This is a genomic window from Hanamia caeni, from assembly GCF_003721595.1.
Taxonomy (GTDB): Bacteria; Bacteroidota; Bacteroidia; order Chitinophagales; family Chitinophagaceae; genus Ginsengibacter; species Ginsengibacter caeni.
Genome location: NZ_RJJR01000013.1, coordinates 15743 through 35442 on the forward strand (window position 1 = coordinate 15743; position 19700 = coordinate 35442).

Annotated in this window: 14 protein-coding genes; 8 read left to right on the top strand and 6 right to left on the bottom strand. The window is 39.2% G+C overall.

The window, feature by feature from the left end; genetic code table 11:
* Positions 1 to 364: 364 nt before the first annotated feature.
* Complete coding sequence (typA, locus tag EFY79_RS14930; RefSeq protein WP_123121533.1) at positions 365 to 2173, bottom strand: translational GTPase TypA; 1809 nt, start codon at positions 2171 to 2173, stop codon at positions 365 to 367.
* Between the two features lie 210 nt (positions 2174 to 2383).
* Here typA and EFY79_RS14935 point away from each other — a divergent pair, with 210 nt between their 5' ends.
* Positions 2384 to 3082, top strand: a complete 699-nt coding sequence (locus EFY79_RS14935) for a ComF family protein (protein WP_123121534.1) — start codon at positions 2384 to 2386, stop codon at positions 3080 to 3082.
* A 99-nt stretch (positions 3083 to 3181) separates the two neighbouring features.
* Here the strand turns inward: EFY79_RS14935 and EFY79_RS21620 are convergent, their stop codons facing one another.
* Positions 3182 to 3874, bottom strand: a complete 693-nt coding sequence (locus EFY79_RS21620) for a TraR/DksA family transcriptional regulator (protein ID WP_233578025.1) — start codon at positions 3872 to 3874, stop codon at positions 3182 to 3184.
* Between EFY79_RS21620 and EFY79_RS21625 the strand changes: the two genes are divergently transcribed.
* Positions 3867 to 4214, top strand: coding sequence for a hypothetical protein (locus EFY79_RS21625; protein ID WP_199727551.1), 348 nt, complete (start codon positions 3867 to 3869; stop codon positions 4212 to 4214). The genes EFY79_RS21620 and EFY79_RS21625 overlap by 8 nt on opposite strands.
* A gap of 2 nt (positions 4215 to 4216) precedes the next feature.
* On the opposite strand, the gene ileS is transcribed toward EFY79_RS21625, so the two are convergent.
* Together ileS and EFY79_RS14950 are read right to left on the bottom strand one after the other, a co-directional pair.
* Complete coding sequence (gene ileS, locus EFY79_RS14945; RefSeq protein WP_123121535.1) at positions 4217 to 7657, bottom strand: isoleucine--tRNA ligase; 3441 nt, start codon at positions 7655 to 7657, stop codon at positions 4217 to 4219.
* A 381-nt stretch (positions 7658 to 8038) separates the two neighbouring features.
* On the bottom strand, positions 8039 to 8974 hold the full coding sequence (locus EFY79_RS14950) for a helix-turn-helix domain-containing protein (RefSeq protein ID WP_123121536.1): 936 nt from the start codon (positions 8972 to 8974) through the stop codon (positions 8039 to 8041).
* Positions 8975 to 9134: 160 nt separating this feature from the next.
* On the opposite strand from EFY79_RS14950, the gene EFY79_RS14955 reads away from it, so the two are divergent.
* The 3 genes from EFY79_RS14955 (at position 9135) to EFY79_RS14965 (ending at position 12006) form a co-directional block, all read left to right on the top strand.
* On the top strand, positions 9135 to 9599 hold the full coding sequence (locus EFY79_RS14955; protein ID WP_123121696.1) for an Mpo1 family 2-hydroxy fatty acid dioxygenase: 465 nt from the start codon (positions 9135 to 9137) through the stop codon (positions 9597 to 9599).
* A 103-nt stretch (positions 9600 to 9702) separates the two neighbouring features.
* A complete protein-coding gene (locus EFY79_RS14960) occupies positions 9703 to 11013 on the top strand; it encodes an MFS transporter (RefSeq protein WP_199727552.1) in 1311 nt (436 codons plus the stop codon).
* 39 nt (positions 11014 to 11052) lie between these two features.
* A complete protein-coding gene (locus tag EFY79_RS14965) occupies positions 11053 to 12006 on the top strand; it encodes a 2-dehydro-3-deoxygalactonokinase (RefSeq protein ID WP_123121537.1) in 954 nt (317 codons plus the stop codon).
* A gap of 217 nt (positions 12007 to 12223) precedes the next feature.
* Here EFY79_RS14965 and EFY79_RS14970 read toward each other — a convergent pair whose 3' ends face one another.
* Complete coding sequence (locus EFY79_RS14970; protein WP_123121538.1) at positions 12224 to 14293, bottom strand: T9SS type A sorting domain-containing protein; 2070 nt, start codon at positions 14291 to 14293, stop codon at positions 12224 to 12226.
* A gap of 327 nt (positions 14294 to 14620) precedes the next feature.
* Between EFY79_RS14970 and EFY79_RS14975 the strand changes: the two genes are divergently transcribed.
* Positions 14621 to 14935, top strand: coding sequence for a hypothetical protein (locus EFY79_RS14975; RefSeq protein WP_123121539.1), 315 nt, complete (start codon positions 14621 to 14623; stop codon positions 14933 to 14935).
* Positions 14936 to 15112: 177 nt separating this feature from the next.
* The gene (locus EFY79_RS14980; protein ID WP_123121540.1) at positions 15113 to 15964 is read left to right on the top strand and encodes an EamA family transporter; all 852 of its coding nucleotides are present in this window, start codon (positions 15113 to 15115) and stop codon (positions 15962 to 15964) included.
* Between the two features lie 7 nt (positions 15965 to 15971).
* On the opposite strand, the gene EFY79_RS14985 is transcribed toward EFY79_RS14980, so the two are convergent.
* Positions 15972 to 16463 (bottom strand): hypothetical protein, encoded by a 492-nt coding sequence (locus EFY79_RS14985; RefSeq protein ID WP_123121541.1) that lies wholly within the window; start codon positions 16461 to 16463, stop codon positions 15972 to 15974.
* Between the two features lie 236 nt (positions 16464 to 16699).
* On the opposite strand from EFY79_RS14985, the gene EFY79_RS14990 reads away from it, so the two are divergent.
* The gene (locus EFY79_RS14990) at positions 16700 to 19687 is read left to right on the top strand and encodes a glycoside hydrolase family 3 N-terminal domain-containing protein (RefSeq protein WP_123121542.1); all 2988 of its coding nucleotides are present in this window, start codon (positions 16700 to 16702) and stop codon (positions 19685 to 19687) included.
* Positions 19688 to 19700: the final 13 nt, after the last annotated feature.

Consider the following 19700-nt stretch of genomic DNA (forward strand, 5'->3'; position numbering starts at 1 on the left):
AATCGTTGGTTGATAAAATAAAATATCACTTAATTCTACAATTGGCAAATAGTTTTGTTTATTTTGAAAGGCTTTACTGTAAAGCGTTCTGGCAAACAAAACTTACAGTCTCCAAACGGGCCTAAATGTCAACCGGGCGGGCCAAGATACGGCTTAAAAATAAAAATATGGGCGATTTTTTTGTTTACTGGCGTAAAAACTATACTGTTGAAAAAAAAATAGCAGATGCTTTGTAAAATAAATATTCTGCTTATTTGTTGCTTCGCTATTGAGTTACAGGATAAAATTTGAAATTAAAAGAAGATTAGGTATTGCAAAAAAAATCCAGCCAACGGAGCCAGATTTTTCGCATTTAAATAAATTATCAGGCTTCCACTTGCTGCATCTTTTGCGTTTTCTTCCTTTCGTCTTCATTTAAAATCACTTTGCGCATACGAATAAATTTGGGCGTTACTTCTATGCATTCATCCTGCTGAATATATTCCATGCACTCTTCCAAAGTCATCAATGTTTTTGGCGCAATGCGTGAAGCATCATCAGCGCCGCTCGCGCGGTGATTGGTTAATTTTTTAGGCTCGGTGGCATTCACAACCAAATCTCCCGGCTTAATATGCTCTGCAATGATTTGACCAACGTAAACTTCTTCTCCGGGGTCCACAAAAAATCTTCCCCTGTCCTGCAATTTATCAATTGAATAACCGGTTGTTTTTTCCTGGTTTTTCGAAATTAAAACGCCATTACTTCTTCCGGGAATATATCCTTTCCATGGTTTATATTCCAGGAAGCGATGCGCCATCACGGCTTCACCCGCGGTATTAGTAAGCATATTGGAACGAAGTCCTATCAGCCCTCTTGAAGGAATTTCAAATTCAAGATGCTGCATTTCTCCTTTATTTTCCATAATCAGCATTTCACCTTTGCGCTGGGTTACCAAATCAATAACCCGACCGCTATGTTCAGTAGGCACATCCACTACCAAATTTTCATACGGCTCACACTTTTGACCATCAATTTCTTTAGTGATTACCTGTGGCTGTCCTACGGTTAGTTCATAGCCTTCGCGGCGCATAGTTTCCACCAAAATGCTGAGATGTAAAATGCCGCGGCCGTATACCATAAAACTATCCGCACTGCCGGTTTCAGAAACGCGCAAAGCAAGATTCTTTTCCAGTTCTTTTTCAAGCCGGTCTTTTAAATGGCGGGAAGTAACAAATTTGCCATCTCTTCCATAAAAGGGCGAATTATTAATGCTGAACTGCATATTCATTGTAGGCTCATCCACATTAATCAATGGCAATGCTTCAGGATTTTCAAAATCTGCCAGCGTTTCTCCGATATTAAATCCTTCGATACCTACTACTGCGCAAATATCTCCTGCTTTTACTTCGCTCACTTTCTTTTTGCCCAAACCTTCAAAAACATACAATTCTTTTACGCGACTCTTTTGAGCGGTTCCGTCTAATTTCATCAAAGACAATGGCTGATTTTCTTTTATCACACCGCGGGCTACTTTTCCGACAGCTATCCGCCCCAGGAATGACGAATAATCAAGCGAAGTAATCTGCATTTGCAAGGTTCCTTCTTCTGCTGAGGGAGGCGGCACTTTTTCAAGGATTGTATCTAATAAAGGAAAAATATTGTCAGTTGGGGTTAGCGAAGTATTCATCCATCCTTGTTTGCTTGAGCCATAAATTGTGGAAAAATCCAATTGTTCTTCAGTGGCATCCAGGTTAAAGAATAATTCAAAAACTGCATCATGCACCTCATCGGGACGGCAATTTGGCTTATCCACTTTATTAATCACAACAATCGGGCGGAGGCCTAATTGTAATGCCTTTTGTAAAACAAATCTTGTCTGTGGCATGGGACCTTCAAACGCATCCACCAGCAAAAGTACCCCGTCTGCCATTTTTAATACTCTTTCTACCTCACCTCCAAAATCACTGTGGCCGGGAGTGTCTATCACATTTATTTTAACTCCTTTATAATTAACAGAAATATTTTTACTGAAAATAGTGATGCCTCGTTCTCTTTCAAGATCATTGCTGTCCATAATCAGTTCTCCTGATTCCTGGTTTTCGCGAAAGATATTAGTGCTGTGTAAGATTTTGTCAACAAGGGTGGTTTTGCCGTGGTCAACGTGTGCAATTATTGCGATATTTCTGATATCCATATTTTAATTTAAGCATCCGGATAAAACCGGAAAATTTTTTGAGGGTGCAAAGTTACTTCAATTCAGTTTCTTAGCAAGGGAGAATGAGAAAGTTATACTTAAATCTAGTTAAAATATTTCGCGGCACCTTATTCATATCTCTCTGTTTTTTGATTATTTTTATTTATTAATTACCGTATCTTTTTCCGTTATTACTAAAACTGCTTCAAAATGAGAATTTTATCTTTCACCCTCTCTCCGCTTTTCAATCTTTTTTACCCGCACACCTGTATTGGTTGCGGTAGCGATGTAATTGAAAAAGATAACTTTCTTTGTCTTGAATGTCTCAATGACTTGCCACGGACTCATTTTGCTATGCATAAAAACAATCCTGTAGAAAAAAAATTTTGGGGAAGAATAGCGCTCGCCTCAGCAATGAGTGAACTTTATTTTGCCAAAGGCTCAATGGTTCAAAATATGATTCATGAATTCAAATACCGCGGTAATAAAAAAGCCGGATTTTTTTTGGGCACTATGATGGGTAACAGTTTATTGAATAGCAACCGGTTTCGAGTCGATGCATTAATTCCTTTGCCTTTATTTGAAAAGAAAGAGAAAACTCGGGGATTTAACCAGTCAGAAATTCTTTGTCATGGAATAGCCGCCGTCCTTGGGACGCCGGTCATTAAAAATAATGTGATTAGAAAGATTTTTACAGAAACACAAACTAAAAAGCACAGGGTGGAGCGCTGGAAGAATGTTGACGGAATTTTCTTTATAAAAAACCCGGAAGAGCTGGAAGGGAAGCACATTTTGCTGGTGGATGATGTAATTACTACTGGTGCTACAATTGACGCTTGCGGTACTGAAATATTAAAGCTTAACAACGTGCAGCTTAGTGTAGCTTCGCTGGCTATCGCTTCAAATTAAAGTGCAGTAAAGCAATGAATAATTCAAATTTTTATTTTGTTGCAATATAAAAGGGAACCGGATTCCCCGATTCCCTTTTTCAATCTTTTTCAGGAAAATTTATTTAGCCGTTCCCATTTTTGCCTCAATAGAAAGCGTAGCGTGGGGAACCGCTCTTAATCTTGCTTTATCAATAAGTTTGCCTGTCACGCGACAAATACCATAAGTTTTATTTTCAATCCGCATCATGGCTTTTTCAAGATGATCAATAAAAGTTATCTGGCGGCTTGCCATTTGGCTCAATTGTTCTCTTTCCATGCTGAGGCTGCCATCTTCCATGGTCATATACCGGTTATCACTTTCATCCCCGCCCATCTGGTCCTTACGGGTTATCAAACCCTGCAAATAGCCCAGTTCCTTTTTGGCGGTTTCTAATTTTCGGGTAATCAGGTCTCTGAATTCCTGTAATTCGCTATCGCTGTATCTCATAGTAGGGCCGTTGTTTTCAGGTGGATTTTGATCCAGCACAGATTTTGTGAATTCTGGCTCATATTTTCTCGCTTTTTCCGTATTTGTTTTTGGCATGACAAATTGCTTTTTTGTTTTCTTTTCTTCCTTATCCTGCTTTTCTTCTTTTTTTACTTTTGCAATTGCTTTTTTCAATTCGTCCTTATGTTTGTCAGCGTTGTCCTTCAACGAACCTTTTGAAAGCGATTTAGAATTTACAGATTTTGTATCAGAATTATTTTTAACCGGTGCCAGCTTTTTTTCCGGGGTTTTTTCTTTTTTTATTGGAGTTTTTTTCGTGTTCACAATTGGTTTTTTTTCGATCGGTTTAGTTTTTACTGCTTTTTTATTTGAAGCTATTTTCCTGGCCACAGGTTTAGCAGTTTTTTTCGCCGCGGGCTTTTTTGCATTGCTCGGCTTTGATGCCTGTTTTTTTGGTGTAGTTTTTGAATTTTTATCCGATTTCGCCGGGACAACTTTAGCTGGCTTTGCATTTTTCTGCATTGCCTTTTTCGTAGCTGGTTTCTCCTTCGGCTTCACAGATTTCGCTGTAGCTTTTTTTGCAGGAGCTGACTTTGGCGCCGCGGATTTTCCAGCTTTAGATTTTGATGCAACAACGGTTGCCTTTTTCTTAGTTGCCATATAGATTTAATAGCTTTTTTTAGAAATTTTTACTGTAAAAGTGTCATTGTTGACATCTATTTTTATGCCATTCAAAATTTCGGGGGAATATTCAATACTATCTGCCAAAATTTCGGCGCAAATATACTCATTAAATTCAGTAATTATATCTTTAAGGCCTTCTTTTTCCTGCACTTTTAGCAGTATTTTATCAGTTAGCTCAAAATCATTTTCTTTACGCAAATTTTGAATCCTGTTTATAAATTCGCGGGCAAATCCTTCCTTTTTTAGCGTGTCAGTCATTTGAAGATCCAGCGCTACTGTCAGGCTGCCTTTTACAGCTATTTCAAATCCCGGAATTTCATTCGTACTCACTTCGATATCCTCAGACGAAATTGCAACTGTTTCATTTTCATCAAGTTTGAGCATGAAATTCCCCTGCTGTATGTTGTTAATTGAAGCGTCATCCAGGTTTTCGACGGCTTTAGCCACCACCTTCATTTTTGCGCCCAACCTTTTCCCCAACGTTTTGAAATTTGCTTTGGCCTTCTTTTTTATAAAATTATTCCCACTTTCAAGAATCTCAACCTCTTTTATATTTGTTTCAGATTTAATAATGTTTTCGACCAGCCGGATTTTCTTTTCGAAATCAGCATCAACAGCGGGAATTATTACTTTTTGCAGTGGCTGTCTCACTTTAATATTTACTTTTTTGCGTAATGACAATATCAAAGAAGAAATATCCTGGGCCAACTGCATCCGGTCTTCAAGCGGCAAGTTTATATCTATTTCCCGGTAAACAGGAAAATTTGTCAGATGAACGGAGCACTCAGTATTCTTTTTTGTTACTGAATTTAAATTGTTGAAAAGCCAATCTGCGAAAAACGGTGCAATTGGCGCCATAAGACCGCTTAAAACCTCCAGGCAATAATAGAGGGTCTGGTAGGCAGAAATCTTGTCGTTTTCTCCTTCGGGATTATTAGCGCTCACTGGTTTCCAGAACCTTCGGCGCGAAAGCCTTACGTACCAATTACTTAAATGTGCATCTAAAAAATATTCAATTGCCCGGCCAGCCTGAGTAGGCTCATAATCATTAAAGGCAGAGTTAACTTCTTTTATTAACGAGTTAAGTGAAGATAATATCCATTGATCCAGTTCGGGCCTTTCGTGAACCGGAATAGGTTGTTTTCCAAAATTAAAGCCGTCAACATTGGCATACAGGGCAAAAAACTGGTAAGTATTAAATAATGTGCCGAAAAATTTACGCTGAACTTCCTTAATGCCTTCTGTATCAAATTTCAGATTATCCCACGGTGAAGCATTGGTAATTAAGTACCATCGTGCGGCATCGGGGCCGAAAACTTCCAGCGTTTCAAAGGGGTCTACCACATTACCCACCCGTTTGCTCATTTTGTTTCCGTTTTTATCTAAAACGAGGCCATTACTTACAACTGTTTTATAAGCTACGCTATCGAATAAGAGAACTGCTAAAGCATGCAGTGTATAAAACCATCCTCTTGTTTGGTCTACTCCTTCTGCAATAAAATCGGCGGGAAAGTTTTTTTCAAACTGTTCTTTGTTTTCAAAAGGAAAATGCCATTGGGCATAAGGCATGGCCCCACTGTCAAACCAAACATCTATTAAATCAGGAACTCTTTTCATTGGTTTGCCTTCGGAAGAAACTAGTATTATATTATCTACATACGGTTTGTGCAGGTCAGAGACCATTTTATCAATCTGAGATTCAATATTTGTGTCGTTTTCAAGAAGTATAAATCCTGCATCAAAAGATTTTTTTATCTCACTTTTTAATTCATCTATCGAGCCAATACATTTTTCTTCAGTGTCATCTTCGGTTCGCCACACAGGAAGAGGAGTTCCCCAAAAGCGGCTACGGCTCAGGTTCCAGTCTACCATATTTTCAAGCCAGTTCCCAAATCTTCCGGTTCCGGTAGAAGCCGGTTTCCAATTAATGCTTTTATTTAGCTCTATCATTCTATCCTTAACAGCAGTGGTTTTTATAAACCATGCATCCAGCGGATAATAAATTACAGGCTTATCGGTTCGCCAGCAATGCGGATAATTGTGCTCATATTTTTCTACTTTAAAAGCCCGGTTTTCTTTCTTTAATTTAACAGCTATATCCACATTTACATCCGTGTAACGTGGGTCATCCTTATAATCCTTCACATACCGGCCGCTAAATTCCCCAACGCCGTCAATAAATTTTCCCTCTTTATCTACCAGAATTAAAATTCCAAGGTTGTTTTTCTTTCCAATTTTAAAGTCATCCGCGCCAAATGCAGGAGCAGTATGAACTATTCCGGTTCCATCTTCTGTAGTCACAAAATCACCTAAAACCACTTTAAAAGGTTGTGCGCCGGGAGTAATTTCCTCAATTCTTTCCGGTGAATTTGCTTCAAATGGCATCAATTGCTGATAACTTAATCCCTCCAATTCGTTTCCTTTGAAAATGGCAATTTTTTGCCACGGGATCAATTTATCGTCTTCTTTATAATCAGCGAATGACCCATTTTCTCCTTCCGCTTTAAAATAATTGGAAATTAAAACGGTAGCTAGGATAACATTAATGGGTAAATGCGTATATGGATTAAAAGTTTTTACCAGTGAATAGTCAATATTGGGACCGACAGTTAACCCGAGATTGGAAGGTAAAGTCCACGGAGTTGTTGTCCATGCAAGAAAGAAGACTTCCCCTAAGTCCTCTCCAAGGGAGGGCACTTCAGAAAATTCTTTTATTGCTGAAAATATTTTTGTTATTGCAGGATGTTCTTTCTCCCCTCCTTTGGAAGGGTTGGACAGTGCAAACATCACGGTTGCACTCGTATCTTTTACATCCTTATACGTACCGGGCTGATTCAGTTCATGAGAACTTAAACCCGTGCCGGCAGCAGGCGAATAGGGCTGGATACTCACGCTTTCATATAAATACCCTTTTTTGTACAATTCTTTCAAACACCACCAAAGCGTTTCGATATAATCATTTTCAAAAGTGATATAAGGATGTTCTAAATCGACCCAATAGCCCATTTTTTGTGTTACTTCATCCCATTTATCTTTGTATTTAAGCACCTCGCGCCGGCAGGTGGCATTATATTCTTCAACGGAGATTGATTTTCCGATATCTTCTTTGGTGATACCCAGCAATTTTTCAACGCCTAATTCCACCGGCAGGCCGTGCGTATCCCAGCCACCCTTGCGCTTTACCTGGAAACCCTTCATGGTTTTATAGCGGCAAACTAAATCTTTTAAAGTCCGGGAGATAACGTGATGGATGCCCGGCATTCCGTTAGCACTTGGAGGGCCTTCATAAAAAACGAAAGGTGGATTTCCTTCCCGGTTAGAAATGCTTTTTTGAAAAGTATCATCTGCCTGCCACGCTTCCTGGATGTCTTTTGCAATTTCAGTAAGTTTCAACTGTTTATATTCCGGATATTTTTGCTTCATTTCTAATCTGCTCCGTTAATTTAAAAAGGATGCAAAGGTAAAGATTTTTGAGTGCAGGATACGGCGCGCCGGTTTTGAAAAATATTTAATAAGGCAGAAATTAAGATTGATGTAGTTTGTTAAAAGCAGCAGATTTTTAATGGATTTAAATTGTTTACCCGTCCGGATAGCTTTGGCACTGTATTTCCTATTATAAGGTGTAGCCGTTGCAATCTGAAAAACACCATTTTAGGTATTGAAGAATTAAAATTAATGCATAATACCTTTGCAACAGGCAACAAAGAAGGCGAAGTTTTACTTCGCCTTCAACATTTAATTTGACAGCGTTCTTTTTTTAAAAATGCAGTGAACCAGAAAATAACTTAATTTTTTATTTTGCTATCACCTGAAAAGCAATTCACATGGCTTAATGCCGGTATGCTTTTTAAATGCGGTGGAGAAATGGGAAATGGAAGAATAACCCAGAGAATCTGAAACTTCTGTTACAGTCAGGCCTTTTTCATACAAAAGATATTTGGCGTGTTCCATCCGCTGGCTTTGGAAGAAATCAAAAATGGTAGTGCCATACATTTCTTTGAAACCCTTTTTTAGATAGCATTCATTAATAGCTGCCTTGCGGCTTAATTCCTTAATGGTAAGGGGCTCATTTATATGTTCGAGTAAAATTTTGCGGGCAAGGGAAATTTTTTCCCGGTCTGCTTCATTTGTCAAAAATTTGCAACCTATACTCTCCTCTTCTTCGCCACACATACATTCGATGCTATATAGAAGGAGCATCTGTGTTTGGGCATTTACAAAAATGTTTTCAAAGCTATCAGAGTACCGGTGGTTCATCAAATCTTCCAACACCGTTCTTGTTTTGCTACAAAGCGGGAGAGTCCTGGTAAATGAGGTGGTATGCCTGAAATTCAACACATTTTCTGAAAAGTTGCTTGTCCTCATCCCTTTTACAAACTGGCAAAGATGGTCAGCATTGAAACGGAAATATCCTACATCCACGGTATCTACAAGCTCATTACACAAATGAGATTGTGAATGCTTGCAAAAACTGCACTCCGTATCTTTTACCTTGCAATACCTGTTTCCTTCCATGCAAAAAACTAACTCCAGGTTTCTTGATTCATGATCATCTTTGTGATAATTATAAATCAACATACCAGTCTCTTCAAATTCGAATTCCGGCATTTTCCGATACCGGTTAATAATATATTTAACTGAGCCGGGAATATTTTGAGAATTTTGTTGCACTAATTCTAACTCGTCATGTTCTACAGGCTGGCCCAGCGCCAGCGATAAAATATTTTTTGAAGACTCCATAATAAAAAATATTGGAACGCAAAGATACTTCATTCAGCGCAGAATGTAAACAACGGCATTATGCAAAGGCTTTTGATTGGGCCAAAACAATCGCGGCCGGTTTGCAAAAAAAATTATTTTTGTATAGCCTTTCAATTATTTGTATATAAAACTTTTTGTGATGAAAACCGTCAATCAATGGTTGGAAGAATATGGCGCCAGCCATCAAAACGAAACTAATAAATCAATTCACCGGATATGTGTGCCGGCAATTTTTTTTTCTATCGTTGGATTGTTATTTAGCATCAAACTGCCGGTCAGAATCGACGCGCATACGCTTAATGTTGCCTTCGTCGCCCTCTTTTTGATTTTTTTATATTACCTGCGGCTTTCAGTGGCGCTTGGGATAGGGATGTTATTATTTGGTGTGATTTGCCTGGTAATTTGCCATTTTATTGAAATGTATGTTCCTGTTCCTTTGTGGTTGATCTGCCTAATTATTTTTGTACTGGCATGGATTGGCCAGTTTTATGGGCATAAGGTGGAAGGCAAAAAGCCTTCTTTTTTTAAAGACATGCAGTTTTTGCTAATAGGCCCTATGTGGCTGATAAGTTTTATTTATAAGAAAATGAAAATTAATTATTAAAGCCGGCTTAACGGGCAGGAAGTGTTTTTTTATCTGATAAATAAATCAGTTTCTCCGGAATTATTTTTATCCTTGCCTGGTTTAGATTTATCGGTTCACAATTATGATGAAAATACAATCGCAAAAGCCGACACGTGTAAGATTCTCAGTCCTGGCTGCGATATTCATAAATGTGGTAATTAATTATATGGACCGGAGCAATATCTCGGTGGCTGCGCCGATGATTGCTGACGAATTTCATTTATCCACTATAGAACTTGGTTACATTTTTTCTGCATTCGGGTGGACCTACGCATTATTGCAAATTCCCGGAGGCATTCTTACTGACCGTTATGGGCCAAGAATTATTTACACATTCAGCCTGATTCTGTGGTCTGTAGTCACCATAGCGCAGGGATTCGCACGGGGCTTCGTTTCATTATTTGGTTTAAGAATGGCTGTGGGCGTATTTGAAGCGCCTTCCTATCCGGCAAATAACCGGATAGTGACCAGTTGGTTTCCTGATAAAGAAAGAGCATCTGCAATTGGCGTGTATACTTCAGGTCAATTTATCGGGCTCGCTTTTTTAACGCCTTCACTTATTGCACTGGAATATTATGCCGGCTGGCAGGGCCTTTTTATTACCACGGGAATCGTGGGCGTGTTATGGGGCATCGCCTGGTATATTTTTTACCGCGATCCGTCAGCGTCATCAAGAGTGAACCAGGCGGAACTGGATTATCTCCGCGAGGGAGGAGCGCTGATTGATCTGGAAAACAGGATGCAGAAAAAAGAAATGAATAAATTCCGATGGAAGGATCTGAAAGAAGTTTTTAGCCATAGAAAATTATGGGGTATTTATCTTGGCCAGTTTGCTGTTGGGTCTGCTCTTTGGTTTTTCCTGACGTGGTTTCCTACTTACCTGGTTAAATACAGGCATATCGATTTTATTCAATCCGGCTTTCTCGCATCTATTCCTTTTCTTTCTGCCTTTGCAGGCATTTTACTGGCAGGTTTTTTATCGGATTATATGATTAAGAAAGGAGTATCCATGAGTGTAGCACGAAAAACGCCCATCATCGTCGGCCTGCTGCTCACTATAAGCATTATCGGCGCTAATTATGTAAGTAGCCCGGGGTTGATAATTTTATTTATGTGCATCGCCTTTTTTGGAAATGGGTTTGCGTCAATTACCTGGGTGTTTGTTTCTACGTTGGCGCCTGAACATTTAATCGGCCTGACGGGTGGTGTATTTAATTTTTTTGGCGGCCTTGCCGGAATTATCGTGCCCGCTGTAATTGGTTATATTGTAACAGACAGCAATTTTACTCCGGCAATTATTTTAATTGGTGTGATGGGAATTTTGGGTGCAATGAGCTACGTATTCCTGGTGGGCAAAGTGGAAAGAGTAAAAACTGATAATAATGGCAGGTAGCCTGCTTAAGACATTCTTACCTGAACAAAAATTTTTACAATGGCTAATTTCATTAGTTGTGATTGGGGTACTTCTGCTTTCAGGTTGCGCCTGGTTGAATATCCGTCGCTTACCATTTTAGCCGGAATTTCATCTGATGAGGGGATAGCTCGCACTTATGAATTGATGCAAAAAGGTAACTCGGAAAGATATCCATTTTACCAGGCAATTATTGCAAAAGGTATTGAAAAGCTGGCAGCGGAGAGCGATATGTTATTAACGGGGATTCCACTCATTATCTCGGGCATGGCGAGCTCTTCATTAGGGATGATGGAACTTGAATATAAGATGCTTCCGGTTAAAATGGATGGCAGTGATTTGTTGGTTCACATCGACGGCCAGTCGGCTGATTTTAAACATCCAATGGCGCTTGTATCCGGCGTAAAATCTTCCAACGATGCAATGCGGGGCGAAGAATCGTTAGTAATTGGAAGCGATTTAGAGAAAACCGGTAATGAGCAATTAGTCATTTTACCCGGAACGCATTGCAAGCATGTAATTATTAAAAACGGGCTAATTACCGGTATCAAAACTTATATGACCGGTGAACTTTTTGAGTTGCTTGTATCCAAAAGCATATTATCAAAATCAGTAAAAACTTCGGATAGATTTTCAGCAAATAATCAACTTTGGTTTGAAAAAGGCGTGCAGGAAGGTGCAGAAAATAATTTTTTAAATGCGATTTTTCATGTGAGAACTAAAAGATTATTTAACGACATTTCAGAAGAAGAAAACTTTCATTTCCTCAGCGGATTAGTCATCGGTACTGAATTGAACGATATAAAACATAAACCTTATGAAAAAATATTTCTAATTTCAGATGCACGGTTTCTTTCTCTTTATTCAGCCGCCTTTCATTCGCTTAACATCCATCAGCCATTTAATTATCAGGAAGCCGAACTTGCATTGGTGAAGGGACAATCCTTCATTTACGAAAAGTATTTTTCAAATTGACCGGAGTTTTTTTTGACTCTTTTTCAAAAGAGTCCGGTCAATTTAAATCCCCGTAAATTACACGAATGAGTTTAAAACGATAACCACCAGGTATCAGGAGAAAATAAACATCTTAAATATTTATTGCTTTACTATGCTTTCCGGAGTAGTCTTTCAAAAAGATTGCTAAAGAAAAATATTGCGCAAATTTTAGTCTCTAAATCTTTTGAATTTGAAATTATTCTTTTACAAATTTTATAGTAGAAATTTTACCTTCAGTTTCTGTTCTTAAAATATAGATTCCTGCTGCAAGGTTTGAAATATTAATCTGTACAGTTTTATTGGGGCTTGCTTCAGTCTTTTTTGTAAGCAAAGTACGGCCATTCAAATCGCAAACCTGCAAATTAGCATTATTTTTAAGGGGGAGCGAAATCCTCAATATATCATGTGCGGGATTTGGGTGGATAGACAGTTTCATTTCAGGATTCCTTATAGCAACTTTTACAATTTTGGATAAAACATGTCGCTCATCTTTATCGATCGTATTCAAACGGTAGTGCAATACAAATGAATTTTGATCAAATGCAGCCGGATCAATAAAATCATATCGTAATTCGGACGAAGAATTGCCAGCCGCTGTTACGGATCCTATTGCAGAAAATTGTTGCCCATCTGCACTACGCTGTATTTCGAATGTTTTAGTGTTAATCTCTGAAAATGTATTCCAACTAAGCTTTACCGATTGATGCTCTACGGTAGCATTAAATGCTCCGAGCGTTGCAGGCAGCGGGCTATATGGCCCCTGCAATCTGAAGAAATCAAAAAGCCCATCCTCACCACCATTACCGTCATCGGCGCTTAGATAAACATCGCCATTCCAAACGAAATAGAATTCAGGATTACCGTCACCGGAAAGATTGATATCTGTAATTGCCCTGGTGCCAGCACTGCTGCCATCGCTGATCCACGGCTCAAAGCCTGCCATGCCATCATTTCCTGAAAAAAGAAATCCTGATTTAGTATATAAATATCCCGCACTTGCGCCATCGCCTTCGCCCGGATTAATATCCTTAATGAGTGTAGTTCCTGCCGCGGTTCCATCGGTTTTGTAAAGCTCAGTTCCATTAGTGCCATTATTAGCAGTAAAGAAAATAAAACCGTTATAATTGGCAGTGCGGTTATAAAAACCAGCATTGTCAAGTGATGAAGAAAAATCTGTGAATGATCTTGTAACAGGCAGGAGAAAGGGATCAGATCCTTCTTCATTTGCAACGTTAATATCCTTCAGCATCACAGTGCCTTTTTCAGTGCCATCGGTAGTCCAGAGTTCCATACCTGAATCCGTAGTAGTGGCAGCAAATACCAATTTATTGTTCAATACCACACTATTTATCAGCAATGGGTTAGAACCTTCGCCGCCCGGGTTGATATCTTTCACCATCTGGGTAATATTGCCATTAGTTACCCATAATTCATAATCTAAACCAAGAGCCGCAACTGTAAAATAAATTTTATCATTCCAAAAAATCGACTGAGACGAAAACATACCCGAAAAAATTCCGCTGAACGCCTGAACCAAGGTGGCGTTGCTTCCCCCCGTTGTTTTGTAAATCCTTAAGCCGTTTGAGCCGTTGGTCATAAAAATAAAAAGCACATTGCCAATGGCATTGTAGCTGGCCAGATTGTAGCCCGCAGGAAAATCAAAAACCTTCTGCACATTAAGGCCGTTAAAACTATATAACGCCTTGCCTGAAACATTCATCGCATCGAAAAATAAGGTATTGTTTAATACATAATAAATTGGTGAATCAAAACTGCTTCCCGCACCTGCTGTCAGATCGGTCATCGCTTGTGCGCTCCCTGTTCCCGGATACATATAAAGCTCCCGGCCGATACCCGGTGTGAAGGCAGTAAATAATAATTTATCCTGGTACACTACAAAATCATCCGGCATTGAGCTGTCAGCTCCGCCTCGGATATCGCTCACTAGTACAGTGCCCGATGCAGTTCCATCCGTGCTCCAAAGCTCACATCCGTTGGCAGCGTTCATCCCGGCGAAATAGATTTTGTTTTTCAAAATGGCGTAACCATTATTGCCCGATTTTATGGAGGAAAGTTGCTTCGTACCATTCGGCGAGCCGTCGCTTATCCAAAAAGTGCTATCTGCTTCGCTGGTTAAAATGAGTTTGCCATTTAAGGGTATGCCCGAAAGATTATGATTATCATCCAGCCTGATCGCCTGTGCGCTTACTTTTTGAAAAGCTGCGAATACCATAAATGACAGTATAAAAGTGTAACAATTTTTCATATCTGAGTTTTAAATTTAAATTTTAGATTCATTGAGTTTGCGGTATTTCCTCAACGGATGCGACAAATTTTATATCGCTAAAATAGAAAAACACTTACGCTGGTTTTTTCTCAAATGTTTGAATTGTTGTTTCTAAAGGATGATTTGTCTATTGTCCGGATAAACCTGAAAATGAAACCAAATTGGCAGAAATAATTTCAGGCCAAAGAAGAAAAATTGCATCTCAACAGGCAACTAAATTGTTTGTGCGCCATTTTTTGTGGCCAGTATGGCATGATATTGGGAAATAGAACAAATATCCAAACCATAGAAAAATAAATAAGCGCCATGAAAGCACTCAAATCAGTGATGATTTCGGTCATCATCCCACTCTTTTTTTCTTTACATGCCAAAAGCCAGGATACATTAAAAATTAGCAGAGTTCGTGTTTCCAAAACAGTTTTATTAAGCCCTAAAACCAATCGCATCATCAAAGCGTGGCCGCATTGGGTGAAGGTGGAGGAAGGATATATTGTTCGTAACCACGGATTTTATTATTTCAACGGGCAATACTGGCATGCAACTGAAGATGAAAACAGCAATCTTTTGGCGATAACTCCTGTTAGCGACAAAGAGCTTATTGCCGCTGATCTTAAAAAATAAGCTAACAGTAAACCGGCAAATAACGGCATTTTCTTTTTTGTGGATGCCGGGCAGAAAAGATACGCCAGCGATAGAGCAACACAATTTGCAGCCTTTATCAAAAATTTGTTTTAGGTAAAAACGCTGAAAAGTTTATTTTAGCCTCACCGCGCCTGCTATTGAATCGCGGACTAAAAGATGGTTTATTTATTTATCAGCATTTTGTTCAGTGTTTCGGTTGGAATATTATTCAAGCTAATCAAAGCCAGAACTACTATAAATATTTTTCTAATTGCAGTGAATTATTTGTGCGCAATTGCCGCCTCGTGGATTTTTTTCCGGCCGGAAATCGAACTGCGCGCTATCCCCTTCAATCTATACCATCTTTCTCTTTCCATTTTGCTGCCGCTCATCTTTATTTTACTCAGCCTTTCCATTCGTTATTCGGGTATTATCAAAACTGACATCGCACAGCGCATTTCCTTGGTGATTCCGATAGCCTGCTCCTACTGGATTTTTAATGAAACGATACCGATATTGCGCTGGCTGGGAATTGTGATTGGCTTTATTGCTATGTTTTTCATTTTAAATAAAGCGCAGACTTCACGCGAGAAGAACGCCGTTTTTTTGCTGCTGGTATTTTTGGGATACGGCATCATCGACGTCCTTTTTAAAATGGTGGCTTTGCAAAAATCCATCCCTTATACCACTGCGCTCTTTTATATTTTCTGTGGAAGTTTTGTTGTAGCGGCGGTTATTACGCTATTTTCTATGATTAAAAATAAAATTGAAATCACGCGAAGCACTTTCTTCTATGGACTATTGCTTGGCCTGTTCAATTTTTTAAACATTTATTTTTACCTGAAAGCTCACCAGTATTTTTCAGAAAATCCTACTACAGTATTTGCCACTATGAATTTTGGCGTAATACTCCTTGGCACCGTGGTGGGAGCTGTTTATTTTAAAGAAAAACTTTCTTCGAAAAATATTTTTGGATTGATAATGGCAGTGATTGCTATTTTGCTGGTGGTAGTATCCCAGTTAGATTAAAACATGCTCAGCTTGTACTTTTTGAATCCATCTGTTCAATCTCCATTTCGCTAACATGCAAGTCGGAGGCAGCTTTGCTCAATGAAGGCCTGATGGTTAAAAAAAGACCAATTAAAAAAATAGCAACTACCAACAACTCAGCCGCCCCTGTAACAAATACCATTATGATTGAAAATAAGGTGGCAAATTCAGAAAGCGCCCAACGGGTGATGCTTACACCCCGGTAATCATTAAACTTTTCCATAAGGGATTTGGGAGAATTGTTGAGTTGCTCCAGCTTTTTGCGAAATATCGAAGCTCCTGCAAAGTAGCCTGCAAGCCCAATTACAACGCACACAATGATTATTTGAATTAAATATTTACCAAGGGAAAAATCAGTTGAAAAATTTCCGGATAAAATAATTACGGAAGTTATTATAAGGAATAATACTTGCCCAACAAGAAGGGCAGTATACAGAATTTGCAGCGCTTTGATTTCAGAAGGTTTGGTGGGTTTCATAGCTTTAAAGATTAATTGATTTTGATAACGGCAGATTTTGCATCGAATTGTGCCAACACCAATTTTTTAGGCTGCCGTTTTGATACCACTCCGGACGCAGGCAAAAAATAAAAATGAATTATTTGCTGATTTACTAATTGCATTTAATGGTATTTATTTTAAAAGACGGCTAAATTTTCCAGAGAAAAACTTTATTCTTTAACTTGTGTGCTCTTCTTAAAATCGTATTTATTCTGATGAAAAAATTCCTGGTCACTTTTTCACTCGTTGCCTGTATAAAATTGATAGCTTTTTCACAATCTGTTACTGATGCTTCAAGGCATTGGACAGACAGTGTTTTTAATTCGTTAACCGACGAACAACGAATTGCTCAATTGATCATACTGCGCGAAAGTAGTTTTACAAAAGATGGCCCTGTTTATTATGATTCAGCCATCACAGCGGCGATAAAAAAATATAACATTGGAGGCATTGTACTTTTCCAGGGAACACCGGTGAAGCAGGCGGATTTTATCAACTATTTTCAAAGTATTGCCCAGACGCCTTTGATGGTATGCATTGATGCTGAATGGGGCCTGGGCATGAGGTTGGACAGCGTGACGCCTTTGAACCACCAGATGATGCTTGGGGCAATGAATGATTCCGCTTTGATTTATCAATATGGAAAACTGGTAGGCCGGCAATGCAAACGGATGGGCATACACGTAAATTTTGCCCCGGTGGTTGATATCAACAATAATCCTGAAAACCCTGTTATTAACGATCGTTCCTTCGGAGAAAATAAATTTAAGGTGTCCCGCTATGGAATTGAATACATGAAAGGAATGCAGGCTGAAGGGATTCTTTCATGTGCCAAGCATTTTCCGGGTCATGGCGACGTTTCTGTAGATTCCCATTTGGATCTTCCGATCATCAACAAATCGATGGCGCAGTTGAATTCTCTTGAATTGTATCCTTTCAAACAAATTTTCAAAGCTGGCATTCCCAGTGTGATGACTGCACATTTGTATGTGCCTGCGATTGATTCAACGCCTAACACGGCCACCTCTTTGTCGGAGAAAAATGTGACCGGCTTATTGCGCGATCAACTTCATTATGATGGTTTAACTTTTACCGATGCACTTGGAATGAAGGGCGTGGCTAAATATTTTCCGGGCGGACAAATAGCCGTGCAGTCGATCGTTGCCGGCAATGATATCCTGGACATGCCGGAAAATGTAGATTCTGCAATTGCAAAAATCAAACAGGCGATTGACAGCAATGTGCTTAGCTGGAATGATATTTATGAAAAATGCAAGAAGGTGCTTTTGTATAAATATGAATATGGAATGGCGCATCCTGAGCCAATCAATATAGATAATCTTACGGAAGACTTAAACAAGGGAATTGATGAAATGAAAAAACTGGTTGCTGAAAACGCAATCACTATTTTGAAAAATAAGGATAAACGATTTTTGCCGCTTACCACTGAAAATAAAAAAATAGCATTCGTAGGCATCGGCATCGACAGCGCCAATACCTTCGCTTCGCGTATTGAAAATGATTTATTAGCCGATGGGTTTTATTTTAATTATAAGGAAGAAGCAGGGCGCATTCCTACGTTGGTGAATCTTATCAAAAGCAAATACAATACAGTAGTGATAAGTGTTCACAACTACAACCGGTACCCAAAAAATAATTTTGGCATCACGGATTATGCATTTGATTTTATTAATCAATTACAAAAAGCCGACAGTGCGGGGTACAAAACCATCTTATTTGATTTCGGAAACCCTTATGCGCTCAAACATTTTTGCAACTCAGACAATCTGGTAGCGTGCTACGAAGATGATTCTATTACCCAATCTGTAGCTGCCGATATACTGGAAGGAAAAATATTTGCGAGGGGCACTTTGCCTGTTACAGTTTGTGCTGATTATAAATTCGGAAGCGGCATTCTGCCGAAACGGGTATTGCCAGTTTCAACGCCCGACGCACAAGGAATTAACGGCCTGCAAATGAGCCACGACATTGATTCTATTGCCAATCTCGGAATTACGCAAAAGGCATATCCCGGTTGCGTGGTCTTGATTGCGCGGAATGGAAAAATTGTTTTTGAAAAAGCATATGGCACTTATAATTATGATACACCGCAGCCTGTAAACCTGAATTCAATCTATGATATGGCTTCAGTTACAAAAATTTGCGCCACTACGCTCGGCGTGATGAAGCTGTATGATGAAGGAAAATTAAGGCTGGATAAAACCCTCGGTACGTATCTACCATGGGTACGAAAAAGTGATAAAGCCAATTTAAATATAGAAGATATTTTGCTGCACCAGGCGCGCCTCGTAGCGGATGTGGTTTTCTATAAAAAGACGGTTGATCCTGAAACAGGAAGGCCTTTGCCGAAATATTTTCAGCCTGATTCTTCAGCAGCTTTCAGCGTAAGGGTTGCACAGAATTTATATTTAAAAACCGGCTATGATAAAATAATGAATCAAAGTATTGTTGACAGCAAATTGCTTCCGCCTAATAAATACGTGTACAGCGACAATGATTTTATTTTGATGGCCGATGTGGTGAAAGCGCTTTCCGGACTTCGCATTGATAAGTATGCAGACAAATATTTTTACAAACCCATGGGTCTTCATTCTATTGGTTTTAATCCGCGGAACAGGTTTGATACCAATCTTGTGGCACCCACAGAAATCGACAATTATTTTCGACTGCAACATCTCCACGCAGACGTGCACGATGAAGGGAGCGCAATGTTTGGCGGAGATGCAGGCCACGCAGGGCTTTTCAGCAATGCGGAAGATATAGGCGCTATTCTGCAGATGTTTTTAGACGGCGGAAAATTTAAAGGCAAACAATATATTAAATCATCAACACTTAATTTATTTACGGCTTACAATTCAAGCATCAGCCGCCGCGGAATTGCTTTTGACAAACCACAGAAAGATAATTATACCACAACAGACCCTCATCCTTATCCATCAAGGTTTGCATCGCCCTTAACCTTTGGACACACAGGATATACAGGCACTTGCATTTGGGTAGACCCAAAATATGATCTTGTTTATGTACTTTTAAGCAACCGCGTGAATCCTGTAAGAAGTGATAATTTGTACAAGTATAACATAAGAGGCGCTATACAGGATGCAGTGTATAAAGCAATGGTGCCGGCCATTCCCGAAGTGGTAAAAAGAGAAGAGATGGAAAAACAATTGAATGAGAAATGACTGATAAATTATA